Consider the following 15010-nt stretch of genomic DNA (forward strand, 5'->3'; position numbering starts at 1 on the left):
TTACTGTACCACTATGGTTCTTTCATCTTTTATCAGCAGCGGCTGGTACATTTCCTCGAGAGAGAGCCCCCTGCTGAATAAAATATGCTCTGCGACTTCGCGCGCGACTCCAGCACCACCGGGACATTCTAGAATGATATCCGCACGCCTCTTTGCCAGCACATGGCCATCCGCAGGAGAGTAACTAACTCCTACAAAATCCATTACCGAAAGATCAATTATGTCATCCCCAACGAAGACAATCTGGGATGGTGCAATATTCATTTCAGACACGAGCCTTTGCGCAGCACTTAGTTTATCCGAACACCCAGTAATAATGACATCTAGTGCCAGCTGTTTGCATCGGTAGTCCAATGCAGCACTTTGCTTACCTGATACCACACCAGTTCTGATACCATGTGCTTTCAACAAAGCAATGGCCACACCATCTTTAACATTAAACTGTTTATAGATTTCGCCTTCAGAGGTGATATTTAAACCACCATCAGTTAATACGCCATCAACATCAAATAGGACCAGCTGAATTCCAGTATATTTATCTCGCATATTTACTGTATTTCTAGCTTTGGCAAAGACTTTATTAAATCATCTACAGCCTTAACCTGAACAAGAAAAGGCTCTAATTTACTTAACGGCAAAGCACTTGGACCATCGCAACGAGCCTTGTCTGGATCAGGATGGGCCTCCAAAAATAGTCCAGCCAAGCCCACAGCCATACCCGCTCGCGCCAGCTCAAGAACTTGAGCTCGACGACCTCCAGAAGCCGCCCCCATAGGATCACGCATTTGCAGACTGTGAGTTACATCAAAAATAATTGGACAATTACCGGAAGCGTCTTTCATTTTTTGAAAGCCAAGCATATCTACAACAAGGTTGTCGTAACCAAAGCATGTACCTCGCTCACACAAGATGACCTGGCTATTTCCAGCCTCGCGACACTTCTCCACAATATTGCCAACTTGAGTCGGGCTTAAATACTGTGGTTTTTTTATATTAATTGGCTTCCCAGTTCGAGCCACCTTAACTACCAAATCCGTCTGACGTGCGAGAAACGCTGGCACTTGGATCACATCCACTACATCAGCCACAGGATCAACCTGCTCAAGCTCGTGGACGTCAGTGACTACCTCAACGCCAAATTCCCTCTTAACTGCGCTAAAAATTTCTAACCCTTCGTGCACGCCAACCCCTCGAAAAGAGTTTATGGACGAACGGTTGGCTTTATCATATGAGGCTTTAAAAACAAAAGGGATTCCTAGTTTTTCCGTAACCTTTACATATTCAGAGCAAGCAAACAGAGTAGTGTCCAAGTCTTCCAGGACGTTAATACCACCAAACAGAGTAAATGGTGATCGATTACTTAGATTCTTCATTAATATTTTTCTATATTCGGTAATTAAACGACTAACAAAACATTTCAGACATTAAAAAATGTATTGACTAAATCCATAGTCAGCAAGATCAAAACCCAAACATCATTCGAGAAACCCCAGGATACACTCGACACAAGAATTTATGAGACTCATCGAACCCTCCATCTTGCTGGAGCGCATTCACCAGTAACCCATAACCCTTAAAGGAAGGATGCCCCTGTTGATCCAAAAAATATGCGGAACACTCGCTCTTTGAAACGAGATTGGATAACCCGATAATATTGTCAGAATACCGACTCTCTAACTCATGTAAGTTCCATACGGGGTGACTAAAGCAACCGAATTCATTCAAGTATTTCCCGGCAGATCTATTTCGAAATTCCCTTGAAAACAATGACCAAAAAACAAATTTTAGGTTATCTTTCGCATTTTCGTAATCTAGAAACTCATCTAAATAAGATAATGCCTGCGAATACATGAATCTGTCATTACTATCAGAAATAAAGGATCTATCGAGCTTTATATGTTCGTGATTGGGAACGATCTTTCCATTTTTTATAAATCGATCATCTTTCAAAACCGAATTTCCCATTCGAAAATCGGGCACCAAGAGTACAACTTTTTTTTGAGCCGCTAAACCAGCGCGAATTGTTTCAATCAACAAATTCGAAAAAATAGGACACCCCATGCGCCCCCAAAGTTCAAGCCCCGGAATCTTTGGCAAAGAACCGACTTTAACCTCATAACGCCAGCGGGTTAAATGCGAAGGGCCCACGAGTAGAGTTTTCGACATATGAATCTTTTACACCTATTAAGACAACCTAAGCCAATATAGAGCTTTCATTCGGAAGCCTACAAACAAGACGAAAAAGGGCACAAAGGAATCTCCCACAGTGCCCTAAACAACGCCTAAACGTCCGTTAAGACCTATTATCAGCTTACTTTATGGAAGACAACTGACTTCTCTTAAGATAGTCGCCTTTCTTTCCATATACCGCCGACAGCTGCTTTTCATTTAGTGTCAAATCACGACCAATCTGAGCACCCACTGCTGCAAGTAGCAGATTTATGTCTTTATTAACTTTTTCAAAGGACGCCAACACACAATTCCCCTCGTTTGACTCAATAAAATCGATCAATCTTAGGTATGATCTTGTGGCAGACCTTAAAGAAGTCACACATTCCCTACCAATGGAGATTTCATTCCTCTTGGAAATTGCCATAACGTCTCTAAACAGACAAATATATAATGGAGCTCTGAGGCGACCATTAAATTTTTCAATATGGTTTATAGTTGACGGTCGCTTCCATCCCCAAAGCCGATGACTTAGATTTCGCTCCGCTATGATGCCATCTAGCTCCTTCTCACGACCGTTTTCCATAGCCCCTGCAAACTTAACGTCTTCAGCGGTGGGACTATCATGAACTCCCATATAAACACCCGCAGCTTCTAAGGCGTTTGCCACCAATGACGTACCAGACCTTCCAGGCCCTAAAACTACAATCGTTGCTCCGCCCGAATAATCTACTTCAGTTGCAGCATGGCGGACATAGATCCCATCATTTTCAAAATTGTTCGTATCCAACTTAAATACCTTTATATTTTTTCACTAGCAGAAATCAAAAGCCTAATCTTTGGCCGAGTCTTCTAAACTTAGAAATAGAAGCGACATTTCGCACACCTAAGTTAATTGAGGGATGACGCCTGCTTGAGATCATCATAGCTCGCAGCTTGCTGCACTCTGAATCAAGATTGGCTGACTGCAAAACATCCTCTCTCAGTATTGTTCTATTGTCGATCGCTACACTAGCAGCAAAATCAAGAAGTGACTTTTCCCAATCTTCAGGCAAAGTACATTTACTCAATAAGTCACTATCGAATCGAGCAATATCCGGTATTGGCGACGCAAAGACCTTCGTATTAAAAATTGCACTTTCGAAAAACTTTAACCCACTCTTACATGAATTAAACACTGAATCCTCAAGAGGAGCGATAATCGCACTACACTGAGAAACATACGATGCCATTTTATAGTAACTTTGCAGGGGAAGATGAATCACCTGTCCGGTATTCATTAATCTATCACTAACTTCAAGCGGGCCCATTAGTAATAGAGAAAACTCTCTATTAGAGCTAAGAAGCTTTAACAGGGCCTCTTCCACCATTTTAAAATCTTTATCATGGCTCTTTGTGCCGGAAAAATAGCCGACCGTATATTTTTTCACACCTTTCTTAGCGCAAATAATTCGAGCAAAGTCTATGTAATCAGAACTTAATCCATTGTGAACAACTCGCACATCGACTTCTGGAAAAGCCTCTTTCATCTTTTCAGCGAGAGGCTCGGTTGACACGGTAGCCTTTTCAAATAAAGTGAGCGCCGACGCATTTCTATCGAAGATCTCACAAACTTCGCGCGCACCCGCTCTTCCATTCTTATAAATTGAACTCTTCAGCGCGCTACTAACATCGAAAATCAGGTCATCATAGTCAGCAGACAGATATTTTTTCTTCTCTTTTGCCTTGGTAACAAACTCAATAAGCTTTTCTGAAAAACTCGGTCGATGAAAAACAAAGGCATCAAAATTATCAAGGAACTCATTTTTCAGCTCGTGCTGAGAGATGACGCACGTCTTCCAACCGTATATACGCTCGAGTGAAAACGCGAAGTTGAAACAACGATACCGAACCGATGGATCAAAGTAGGGTCTACTTGTCCTTGACGTATTTGTTACAAATAATACCTTCACAAAACCTCTCCCCTCTACGGCTTAAACTTCTTTCATTAAGAGAAATTCCGACATGGAATTTTCACTAACAAAACCGATCTTCAATTCGCTTTTTTCAACGTCACTGGATTTTATTTTCAAGTGGAATCCAACCATTTCAGAATTCAAATCAAATACACGTTTTACATCTGGCCTTTTCAAAGCACAAGATGAAATCATGTAATTTTCTCCAGCGCGAAAATAGATCAAATCCGGGGAAAATTTTTTGCCTAAATTAAACGCCCACCCCCTAACCTGCAAAATATCTTCATTGATCTCTAGAGCATCAATATGGTGCTTAGTTAAACCCCCTCCGGAGGTTAACTCTTTACCTAGAAATACAGAAACAAATCGCTCAAAGCTCTGACGAGTAATCATCTTATTGATGAATTCAACCATCTAACGCAACTCCGCCTAAAAAGTCATTATTTAGTCCCAGATCGGAAAGCTCAGCAAATTCTTTTCCACGCAAAGATTTAGCTGATCTTAATTTTAAGAGTTCAATTCTCTGGAAAAATTTTGGGGAATTCACAAGCCCAGGGCTAAGGAAGTAGTTACGCAATATAAAGCCAATCAAGCTTTCAGCTTTTTTCTGGTATGCAGCAACATCAAAACTCTTGGAAAAAACGTCCTCAAGTGTCGGGAAGACCCCCTTCACTTTATACATCGCGTCCCCAAGAACACAAACCACCTTACCAAATAGCAGGCTTTCAAACCCTAAGGAACTATTTATAGTAACGACCAAATCTACGGAGTTGATAAGCTCTAAATTTTCTAGTGCTGAAACACTTTCGTCTAATATAGAGACGTTTGGCAGACTTTTAGCGTATTCCACACACTCTTTTTGATGTAGATAATTTACCGGCCGCCCCTTGGCTGCTGGATGTGTTTTAACTACCACATGATATCCTTGCTCCACCAATAGATGAGCCGTCTTCTTCAAAAAATCGAGCGGTGTTTCAAATGGCGAATACAACAATATATTTGCGTCATCAAAGAGCTGGAGAGGAAGTAAGGCTACCTTTTCATTTTGAAAAAAATCGCCTTTTTTGAACACTCTTTTACCAGCATCAAATGCCGTTCTGGAGTCTGCTTGATTCTGAGCGTCAATAGTCAGTAAAAGCCGTGCAAAATGCGGTTCTAGTGTTTCGGAAAATTCCTCAATTTCCTCAATGGAAAGATTGAGCGGGGAAGCTTTACCATTGACTCCGCGGGGATCTAAAATTAAATATTCTGGAAATGGATTACGTATGCTTCCCAACTCCATATGCAGCAAAAGTACTCCGTGATTTTCACAGAATCTTTCCAGGGCACCATTTTGCCCCCAGCAAATCAGCACATCGAAATCAAAGCTTTTAGTTTTGATTTCATTAAGGATTTCATCTGTATAAATGGAGATTTCCCCATCTCCACACATCAGATCCTTCCAAGCCCCAATTCCCTTGGTTCTCCAGTCAACCAGCATATCTTCAATTTTGGAATCAACTTCAGGATCGAGAATATGAAGAAAAGGCCTCACCTCAGGCCTTTTCTCCAAAAGCTCATTATGTACGTGCTGGTTTGCAACTATCTTAACCCTGATTTCATTTTCCAGGAGATAAGCTAGGTTACTTGAAATAATGTCAGCAAACTTCAACGCTACAGCTGAATGCTGATGAAAGCTGTTTCTAATGGGTAAAGGTTCTGCGTAAAACAATACATTCATTTTTGTGCCGACTTCTACATTTACTTACTTGGCAATAGCTTAAACAATCAATACATAATGTTGTGATCAGGCAGGAATATTGGTCCACCAGCTTTCATTATTTAAGTACCAATCGACCGTCTTCTCAATTCCTTGAGAGAAAGTAAAGCTCGGCGCGTAATCAAGTTCTATTCTCGACTTTTCAGGGTCAATCGCGTAACGCCGATCATGGCCCGCGCGATCAGTCACATAAGTGATTAAATCCACAGATTTACCTTCCCGAACCTTACCCGCCTTAGGGAAGCGCTCCGCCAGTTCAGGATTCTCTGCGAAGGCTTTATCCATCAGGCTGCAGATCAGTTTAACAATGTCGATATTCGCCCACTCGTTGATCCCCCCGATGTTGTAACACTCGCCGAGGCGTCCTTTTTTGATAACTAGATCAATTCCCCGTGCGTGGTCTTCCACATACAACCAATCGCGGATCTGTTGGCCGTCACCGTAAATTGGCAGCGGTTTGTCATGAAGAATATTAGTGATTACCAGTGGAATCAGCTTCTCAGGGAAGTGGTAGGGCCCGTAGTTATTGGAGCAGTTGCTGGTAGTGACATTCAGGTCGTAGGTGTGGTGGTAGGCGCGCACCAGGTGGTCAGATGCTGCCTTACTCGCGGAGTACGGGCTGTTGGGGGCGTATGGTGTGGTTTCGCTGAAGGCTGGATCGTTCGGGCCCAGGGTGCCATACACCTCATCCGTAGATACATGATGGAAACGGTGGTTCTCTTTGTTCACGCCCTCATCTAACCAGATTTTCTTTGCCGCCTTGAGCAGGCTGTGAGTACCGATAATATTGGTTTCGATGAAAGCGTCCGGCCCGGTGATGGAGCGGTCTACATGGCTCTCTGCGGCGAAATGTACCAGCGTATCGATACAGTGTTCTTTGAGCAGAGTTTCTACTAAGTCTGTATCGCAAATATTTCCGTGGCAGAACACAAAGTTGGCATTGCCCGCAACAGGATCAAGGTTTGCTTTGTTACCGGCATAGGTCAGCGCGTCGAGCACGACCACTTTGTCTTGCGGGTAAGTGTTCATCCAATAGTGGACAAAGTTTGCGCCGATGAAGCCGGCTCCGCCGGTTACCAGTAGATTGCTCATTTTTTCAGTTCCGTTGGTCTGGATTCCGGCTTCCGCCGGAATGACGATGCTTTGGTAATTGGTTTGATACTAGAATCTGGGTTAGGCCCGGGTATCGGCGCTCTGAATTTCTGGATTCCGGATCAAGTCTGGAATGACGGAGCGCGGGGAAACGCGGATCAGGTCGCTAGTACGTTACGGAGTACCTCGCGCCAGTGATTTAGCGCTATTCCGGAGTCTTCGACTAGGCGTGTTTTGTCCAACACGCTGTAGGCCGGGCGGGAGGCCGGCGTTGGGTAATCGCTAGTGGCGATTGGGTTTACCTTTACAGACTTTTCTTCCGCTATAAGGCCTGCCGCTTTACCTTCCTCAAAAATGGCTACGGCAAAGTCATACCAGCTGGCGGCACCGGCGTCGGTGCAGTGATAGATACCTTTGGCTGAGGGATTTTTCGCCAGGGCGAAAATGCCCTGCGCCAAGGTACCTGCCCAGGTGGGTGTGCCGATCTGGTCAGCAACTACGCCAAGTTGATCGCGCTCGTTCATCAGGCGCAGCATGGTGTTTACGAAATTGCCGCCTTGTCGATCGTATACCCAAGCGGTACGGACGATAATGGCTTCCGGCAGAATCGCCTCAATGGCTTCTTCGCCCCGCGCCTTGCTTTCACCGTACACACCCAGCGGCTTGCGTAGATCCGATGGAAGGTACGGGCTGGATTGTTTACCGTCGAACACGAAGTCAGTCGAGACGTGGATCAGGCGAATTCCGAGTTCATGGCACGCCAAGGCCAGGTTTTCCGCGCCGCGGGCGTTGATTGCGTGGGCTTGGTCGACATCCGATTCAGCTTTGTCTACAGCAGTGTAGGCAGCAGCGTTAATAACTATAACCGGCTGAGTTTCTTTGAGAACTGCGAATACCTGATCTTTATCTGCGATATTCAAGGTATCGCGGCCATGGGCGATAAGTGTGATATCGGCAGGTGCCTGCTTTTGCAGTTGCTGGCCCAGCTGGCCGTTTTTTCCGGTTACTAAGACTTTCATAATTTTTTTTGGATTCCGGTTTATGTCGGAATGGCTAAACTTTTTTATGGATCCCGGATCAAGTCCGGGATGACGAAATTCGGTGCACTGGATCCCGGATCAGGTCCGGGATGACGAAATTCGGTGCACTGGATCCCGGATCAGGTCCGGGATGACGGAATTCGGTGCACTGGATCCCGGATCAGGTCCGGGATGACGAAATTCGGTGCGCTGGATCCCGGATCAGGTCCGGGATGACGGAATTTGGTGCCCTGGATTCCGGATCTAGTCTGGGATCTCGGGGCTCGGCGCTCCGGGTTCGCCTGCAAGCAGGCTCCTACTGTGGCTGTGGTTTAGTCGAAGGTTACTGCTTCCGTTAGGAGTTTGCCTTCGGCGTCTTTGGCGGAGAGTTTTGGTTGTTCTCCGTTTACCAGGGGCCATTCGATACCGATTTCCGGGTCGTCCCAGCGTAGGGAGTGTTCGTGCTCCGGTGCGTAGTAATCGGTGCACTTGTAAACGAACTCAGCGGATTCGCTGGTGACGTAGAAGCCGTGGGCGAAGCCTTCGGGTACCCAGAGTTGGCGTTTGTTGTCTTCATTCAGCAGTACGCCTACCCATTGACCGAAGGTGGGGGAGCTTTTGCGGAGGTCTACGGCTACGTCGAACACTTCGCCCGCGGTTACGCGTACCAGTTTGCCCTGGGTGCTTTGGGTCTGGTAGTGCAAGCCGCGGAGGATGCCCTGGCTGGACTTGCTATGATTGTCTTGCACGAAGGTGCGTTCGGCGCATTCGCGGTTGAAGAAATCCTGGCGGAAGGTTTCCAGGAAGAAGCCGCGTTCGTCGCCGAAGACTTTGGGCTCGATGATTTTTACATCGGGGATTCTGGTTTCTATTACTTTCATGATTCTGTTCGCCTGCTAGCAGGCTCCTACATCGATCGTTAGGGCCTGGTTAGCGGGAGAAGACGTGGTCGGTTTTGGATTCGGCGAGTATTTGCATCAGATATTCGCCGTAGCCGCTCTTAATCAGCGGTTGAGCCTGTTTTTCCAGCATTTCTGCATCAATGAACCCCTTACGGAAAGCGACCTCTTCCGGGCAGGCGACTTTCAGACCCTGGCGGCGCTCGATGGTTTGCACGAAGTGTGCGGCTTCCAGCAGGTTGTCGTGAGTACCGGTATCCAGCCAGGCCGAGCCGCGGCCCATCAGTTCTACATGCAAGCTGCCTTGTTCCAGATACATACTATTGAGGTCTGTGATTTCCAGCTCGCCACGGGGGCTGGGTTTAATCTCTTGCGCGAGGTCACATACCTGGTTGTCGTAAAAGTACAGACCGGTAACGGCGTAATTGGATTTTGGCTCGGCCGGTTTTTCTTCCAGACTAATCACCTTGCCGGCGCTATCAAACTCGGCAACGCCATAAGCGCGCGGATCCGCCACGTGGTAACCGAATACCGTAGCGCCTTCAGTGCGCTGGTCGGCACTCTTCAGTACGTCACTGAAGCGCTCTGCGTAGTAAATATTGTCACCCAGCACCAGGGCGCTGGGGTTATTACCCACGTGTTCGCGGCCTATGAGGAACGCCTGCGCCAGGCCATCCGGAGAGGGCTGAACGGCATAAGTGATATTGATCCCCCACTGGCTACCATCTTCCAGCAATTTCTGGAACAGAGACTGCTCTTCCGGTGTGGTGATGATCAGAATATCGCGGATACCCGCCATCATCAGGGTGGTAAGGGGGTAGTAAATCATGGGTTTGTCGTACACAGCCATCAGCTGCTTACTCACACCCTTGGTGAGCGGATAAAGGCGCGTTCCTGAACCGCCGGCCAAAATAATTCCTTTTCGTGACGTATTCCCTGTTTTCATTCATTTCTCCAAATACAATTTATTTATAGTTGGCCCGATATCGTGCAGCAAAATTGGGGCCAAATAATACCCTTGGATCATTCCCCGCTACACAATATCAATTTTGGGTGGCTCGCCCTCTCCAAACCACCCCGAATCCTTAACTTAAAACGAAAGTACTGCCGCAGTCCCTACCGCAATACGGTAAAGGATTTCCGTTACGTCTTTGGTGACCTGCAGCTCACTAGCCTGAATTTTTGGCATCACCATGATCTCATCACCGGGACGCAGTACCCCTTTGAGACGATTATCAAATTTGCTTTCTTTGATACGGCTGATCGTACCGTCCAGGTGCAGCACGACCAGTTCATCAGTATTGGCATTATTCGAGAAACCACCGGCGAGCTCTATATAGTCTTCCAGTGTATTCCGCTCACTGAATACCAGCGAAGTGGGGAACACCACCTCGCCCACAATGGATACAGTGGAGGCCCGCAGCGGTACCAGCAACTCATCCCCATCCTCCAGCAACATATCGCCAGCATTGGCATTATTCGCCAGTACTACCTGCCCCCGCGGCTGGGCTCTACGCGCCTTGGAGATAAAATTCTGAATCATGGAGGCGGTGTCTTTGAGCGATGCACTATCGGCGGTGGTCGTAGGCTGGCGAGTAAGCGCCTCCATTTCCAGCGCATCCAGTGAGCGCTCAAGCGCTACCTTTTGCTTTTTCGCTACGCTCTTGCGATACAGCTGGACAGCAAAAGGATTGGCGTTATCCCGGTAGCGGAGTTTGTCCAACAGATCCTGCAGGGTTGCACCGTAGGGCAGTACATACGCTGCTGGCCCTTCAACCTCGCCGTTCACGCGCACGGAAATACTGCTGATTTCGCTATCACTCACCAGCTCTACATGGGCACCTGGATACAATGGTGCAGCCATCGCCTCAGCCAGTGGCAAGTAGCTAGCCTGCTGCACACCATTGATCACCTGCGTAATACGTGCATAGTTGGCCTGCGGGTGTGGCTTGGCCACCAACAACATCTCACTCAAACTTGTGGATGGGCCAACAAATTCAATCTGGCCGGATTCCTGCACCGCACCTTCGACACTGATGTACCCCTGCCGCGGGCCGACAACGATAGAATCGCCATTGCGCAGCTGCAAAGCGGGCATCTGGCCTTCAACCAGGAAGCTGTACAGGTTGACGCGCTGCACTTCTTTGCCCTGGCGCAATACCTTGATATCGATAAAGCTCCCACTTTCCCGACTTATGCCACCGGCACTATCCAGGTAATAGAGCACGGAATCAGAAGAAAACCCTGGGTACAACCCCGGGCTTTCTACATAACCCGTTACAAATACTTTTACCGGTTGACTGGCCTCCAGGTTGGCATAAGCCTGTACATTATTCTTGAATACACGCTTAACATGACGCAGCACAAAGCTGTTCAACTCACCATTTTCTACACCAGCTACGTGTACTGGCCCCACTTCAGGGATAAAAATATTACCCTGGGCATCCACAGTGAGCACTGCATTGAAACTGTATGCTCCCCACAGTTGTAGGGCAATCTGATCCCCCACCGTTACGCGGTAGCCGCCATTAAACCCACGGAATGGCTGATCCTTGAACGCCCCCTTGAACAAAGAAGCACCAAATGCAGGTAGCTGATCGCCTGGCGCTACCTTTGCCCGCTCTTTCTCAAGCTGCTGTGTATCCAGCGCAAAAGCATTGGCTGAAAGACCAACCGCCAGCAGCACACCGAAAACCCAGCTATCTATAGAAGACTTTTTTGCCATAACACTTATCGACTTCAGGAACGTTTTATTTTTTCTAAACTGCAATCTATACACGGTGATCGCGGATACTGGCGACCAGCATTTTGGCAATGCCATAAATCAGCAGCAGGACAATGGCTAGGCTCGCGAGGTTATATAACTTGTGCGGATATTCAGCATCTTCGGCAATGGATGGTTGACTAACCACCATCAGGTGCTTGAGCTTGCCAGAAGCCTCCATACGCGCAGTTTCCAGGGCTTTCAGCGAGGCTTGATAGGCATCCATAGCGAACTGAAGCTCCAACTGCAGATTCTGAAAGTGTGCATTGAGACTATTCAGGCGCTCCTCACCGTCCTCTTTTGACACACCTACGAGACGCACCTTTTCCGCTTCGATCTGCTGCTGGAGAGAATCAATCTCTGCCTGCAGCGACACCACTTGAGGAGAGCTTGCATGGAGGTAAGTTTTCGCCGCGGTGCGCTTGGCCCGCAACTCGGCGAGCTTAGCCTCCAGCCCTTGGATAATGGCACTGATCCCCGCGGTCAACTCTTCCGGACTGATAATGTTATTGCGGTTCTGGAAATCGAGAATCTGCTGCTTACTTGTCCGCAGCTTGGTCTGAGCCAGCTCCAGCTCACCGCGCACGAATGCTACCTGCTTATCGGCAAGCTGGTTGCTGATCGCATTTACAAACTCTTCTGACTTGCGAATAACCGTATTTACCAGCTGCTGGGCAAAGCTCGGTTCAAAGGCTTGCATCTCGATGCTGATAATGCCAGTGACCTCATCGTGATCTACGGCGATATGGTTCCGGTAATATTCCAGATAGTCCTCTTGCGAAGCATCAGCAGCGAGACGGGAAAACATGTCATACCGATCACTTTTAAAGTAATCAGCCAACCCCAACTCCTGATCCAGGTACAGCGCCATATCCAGTGACTGGATGTAGTTCACTACCAGAAAAGCATCCTGATTGTCTGACCCCATACCCGGCACCAGAAAACCGAGACTGGATGACATCCCCTGGCTACTTCCGCTGTCTTTAACGATCACCTGGGTAGCACTCACGTACCGCTCTGACACCCAGAACAGGTAATAAGCACTTACCAGCAACAGCGGCAAAAAAACAAACAACGCAGGGGCACCCCAACGCTTGGCTTTGACCGGGCTAGCACCAACACTTGCCGCAGAAAGCTTGTTGAGAATACTGCGCGCAGTTTTTGCAGCCTTCTTCTGCCCCGTTACACTAGTCTCGGCAGGCGAGGATTCTTTTACTACTTCCATAATGCTTTCTTTTTATGCGCCTGTTTATACTTTACTGGCAGGTTGCGCGGGAGTGCCTTGGGCAGGTTTTGGCACCCCGGCCTGGTACAGGTCTATCGCTTCCTGAACCGTATCGAAAATCTGCAGGCCTGAGGGGCCAAGATATATACCCACATCACAATTCTTCTTCAGGGTAGCCATACTATGCGCCACTATGATGAAGTTTGAGGTTTTCCGCTTCTCGGCAATTACCTGCTCGCACTTGTGTTTGAAGTGCGCATCGCCCACGGACATCACCTCATCCACGAGGTAATAGTCAAAATCTACCGAAATACTCAAACCGAAGGCGAGACGTGAGCGCATACCAGACGAATAGGTTTTTACCGGCGCATCGAAGTAGCTACCAATTTCGGCAAACTCCTGTACTCGGTCCAAAACCTTGCGTTTTTCCGCCCCCCAAATCCCGTGAATACCACAGATAAAGGCGGCATTTTCGCGCCCGGTCATACTGCCCTGGAAGCCACCAGAAAGCCCCATGGGCCAGGAAATACGCTGATCAGTGATCACGGCTCCGGAGTCCGGGTAGTCGATACCGCCCATAAGCTTCAGAAGGGTCGACTTACCCGCACCGTTGCGACCGAGAATGCCGATATTTTTCCCTTCAGGGAAAATTGCGTTCACATCCCGGAAGAGCACCTTGCGGCCAGCCGGCGTGCGGAATGACTTGGTGAGGTTGCGCAACTCGATCATTGGCTGCGCACCAGATCTCGCCACTGACTGCGATATACAAGCAAGCCAAAGGCCAACATAGCCAACGAGCTCGTCGCCAAGTAGGGTAAATTCGCGAACATACCGTGGTAACTGGCAAACAGCCCCTCACGAGTCAGCTCGATCATGTGCAGCAAGGGGTTCCAGGATAGATAGCCGTGATACTCCTGTGGCACCTGCTCCAGGGAGAAAAATACCCCAGAAATAAAATACAGCGGCCGCACGATCATTGGGGCAAATTTAGAAGCTTCAGGAAATTTAGTGCCCACCACACACATGGTGAGACTGACTCCAAAACAGAAGCCGAAAAATAGGAGGTTTACGACAACCAGCAGCAGGAAATCATTAAACTCTGCCACCACCCCAAACCACGCGAGAATGCCCAACAGTGTAACCAGGCTAAACACGTAGATGGCAAACTCTAGAAGTACGCGAGAGAGGACGGCATCAAAGGGGCGCAGCTGACGGTAATTGAACAAGCCGCGGTTGGACTCTACGGCGGCAACACCTTTGCCGAAACTGCTGCTAAAGAAGATAAAAGGCGCTATCCCACCCAGCATAAAAAGCAATGTAGGAATGCCTGGGTAGAACTCCCGCCCCAACAAGCTGAAGATTGTTGCCAACACCATGATATGCATAGCAGGCTCCAACAACACCCACGCGTAGCCGAGACGCCACTTGCCGAAGCGGGTCTTCATCTCGCGGATCAATAAAGCGTGTATAACATCGCGCTGAATCCGCCAGGGACTGCGCTGAATTGTTGGATGCATTGTTTTTGGTATTTCGGATTTTTATTACTTGGTCGCCTTCACCCCAAAGGCGCCACCCCATTCCCGGGAATACTGCTATTCCAAATCCCTTCCCCCACTACCACATCTTAAAAATGTGAAGTGCATCCCTGAAAGCAAGCGAGAAATACTACTAGAACTAAGCAGCCAATTCACCTCAAAATCGACCACAAAGAGCTAGTGAGCAAAGAAATTTGTGACTACAAAGACACGAGGCTTGCCGGAGAGTTCCTGAAGAACTCCCGCTGCCCACACTCATCGAACGAACTACAGGCAACTTTAGTACGAGCGCTTCGCGCGGCACCTTGTGAACCGAGAGCTAAGCCTCACTCACGGGCAGTTCTGCCAAATACGAAAAAGGCCGCACTCATTCGAGTGCGGCCTTTTTCGTATTTGGTGGAGCTAAGCGGGATCGAACCGCTGACCTCAACACTGCCAGTGTTGCGCTCTCCCAGCTGAGCTATAGCCCCAAATTGGGTTGCTTTCGTGTTTGCGTTTCCCCCGAAAGCGAGGCGCATTTTAACAGCGCTTCCGGGGGTGTCAACAAGAAAAAACAACTTTTTAATCAAATAGTTAGCAAAACTTGTGAACGC

General features: G+C 47.9%; 15 protein-coding genes and 1 tRNA gene. All 16 read right to left on the reverse strand.

The annotated features are described in order from the left end of the window. On the reverse strand, positions 1-546 hold the full coding sequence (locus tag LC093_RS05275; protein WP_226662959.1) for a KdsC family phosphatase: 546 nt from the start codon (positions 544-546) through the stop codon (positions 1-3). A 2-nt stretch (positions 547-548) separates the two neighbouring features. Beyond that, positions 549-1373 (reverse strand): 3-deoxy-8-phosphooctulonate synthase, encoded by an 825-nt coding sequence (gene kdsA, locus LC093_RS05280; RefSeq protein ID WP_226662961.1) that lies wholly within the window; start codon positions 1371-1373, stop codon positions 549-551. An 88-nt stretch (positions 1374-1461) separates the two neighbouring features. Then, positions 1462-2166 (reverse strand): hypothetical protein, encoded by a 705-nt coding sequence (locus tag LC093_RS05285; protein ID WP_226662963.1) that lies wholly within the window; start codon positions 2164-2166, stop codon positions 1462-1464. A 145-nt stretch (positions 2167-2311) separates the two neighbouring features. Further along, entirely contained in the window at positions 2312-2959 is a 648-nt protein-coding gene (locus LC093_RS05290; RefSeq protein WP_226662966.1) for a hypothetical protein, read from the reverse strand. A gap of 34 nt (positions 2960-2993) precedes the next feature. Next, a complete protein-coding gene (locus LC093_RS05295) occupies positions 2994-4121 on the reverse strand; it encodes a glycosyltransferase (protein ID WP_226662968.1) in 1128 nt (375 codons plus the stop codon). Between the two features lie 21 nt (positions 4122-4142). After that, the gene (locus LC093_RS05300; RefSeq protein WP_226662969.1) at positions 4143-4538 is read right to left on the reverse strand and encodes a hypothetical protein; all 396 of its coding nucleotides are present in this window, start codon (positions 4536-4538) and stop codon (positions 4143-4145) included. Beyond that, on the reverse strand, positions 4531-5844 hold the full coding sequence (locus tag LC093_RS05305; protein WP_226662972.1) for a GT99 family glycosyltransferase N-terminal domain-containing protein: 1314 nt from the start codon (positions 5842-5844) through the stop codon (positions 4531-4533). Before LC093_RS05305 ends, LC093_RS05300 begins: the two co-directional genes overlap by 8 nt. Positions 5845-5910: 66 nt before the next feature. Then, positions 5911-6975 (reverse strand): dTDP-glucose 4,6-dehydratase, encoded by a 1065-nt coding sequence (gene rfbB, locus LC093_RS05310; RefSeq protein ID WP_226662974.1) that lies wholly within the window; start codon positions 6973-6975, stop codon positions 5911-5913. Positions 6976-7133: 158 nt separating this feature from the next. Further along, positions 7134-7994 carry a dTDP-4-dehydrorhamnose reductase gene (gene rfbD, locus LC093_RS05315; RefSeq protein ID WP_226662976.1) on the reverse strand — a complete coding sequence of 287 codons (861 nt, stop codon included), beginning with the start codon at positions 7992-7994 and terminating at the stop codon, positions 7134-7136. 332 nt (positions 7995-8326) lie between these two features. Further along, entirely contained in the window at positions 8327-8875 is a 549-nt protein-coding gene (gene rfbC / locus LC093_RS05320) for a dTDP-4-dehydrorhamnose 3,5-epimerase (protein ID WP_226662978.1), read from the reverse strand. A gap of 49 nt (positions 8876-8924) precedes the next feature. Next, on the reverse strand, positions 8925-9839 hold the full coding sequence (gene rfbA / locus LC093_RS05325; protein ID WP_226662980.1) for a glucose-1-phosphate thymidylyltransferase RfbA: 915 nt from the start codon (positions 9837-9839) through the stop codon (positions 8925-8927). A 144-nt stretch (positions 9840-9983) separates the two neighbouring features. Further along, positions 9984-11618, reverse strand: a complete 1635-nt coding sequence (locus LC093_RS05330; protein ID WP_226662982.1) for a polysaccharide biosynthesis/export family protein — start codon at positions 11616-11618, stop codon at positions 9984-9986. Positions 11619-11664: 46 nt separating this feature from the next. Then, positions 11665-12882, reverse strand: coding sequence for a hypothetical protein (locus LC093_RS05335; protein ID WP_226662984.1), 1218 nt, complete (start codon positions 12880-12882; stop codon positions 11665-11667). A gap of 24 nt (positions 12883-12906) precedes the next feature. Continuing rightward, positions 12907-13611 (reverse strand): ABC transporter ATP-binding protein, encoded by a 705-nt coding sequence (locus tag LC093_RS05340; protein WP_226662985.1) that lies wholly within the window; start codon positions 13609-13611, stop codon positions 12907-12909. Next, positions 13608-14399, reverse strand: coding sequence for an ABC transporter permease (locus LC093_RS05345; protein WP_226662987.1), 792 nt, complete (start codon positions 14397-14399; stop codon positions 13608-13610). The genes LC093_RS05340 and LC093_RS05345 overlap by 4 nt, the downstream gene beginning before the upstream one ends. Before the next feature lie 412 nt (positions 14400-14811). Then, positions 14812-14887, reverse strand: a tRNA-Ala gene (locus LC093_RS05350). Positions 14888-15010 lie beyond the last annotated feature (123 nt).

Origin of the sequence: Microbulbifer aggregans (assembly GCF_020524005.1) — a bacterium.
Classification (GTDB): domain Bacteria; phylum Pseudomonadota; class Gammaproteobacteria; order Pseudomonadales; family Cellvibrionaceae; genus Microbulbifer; species Microbulbifer aggregans_A.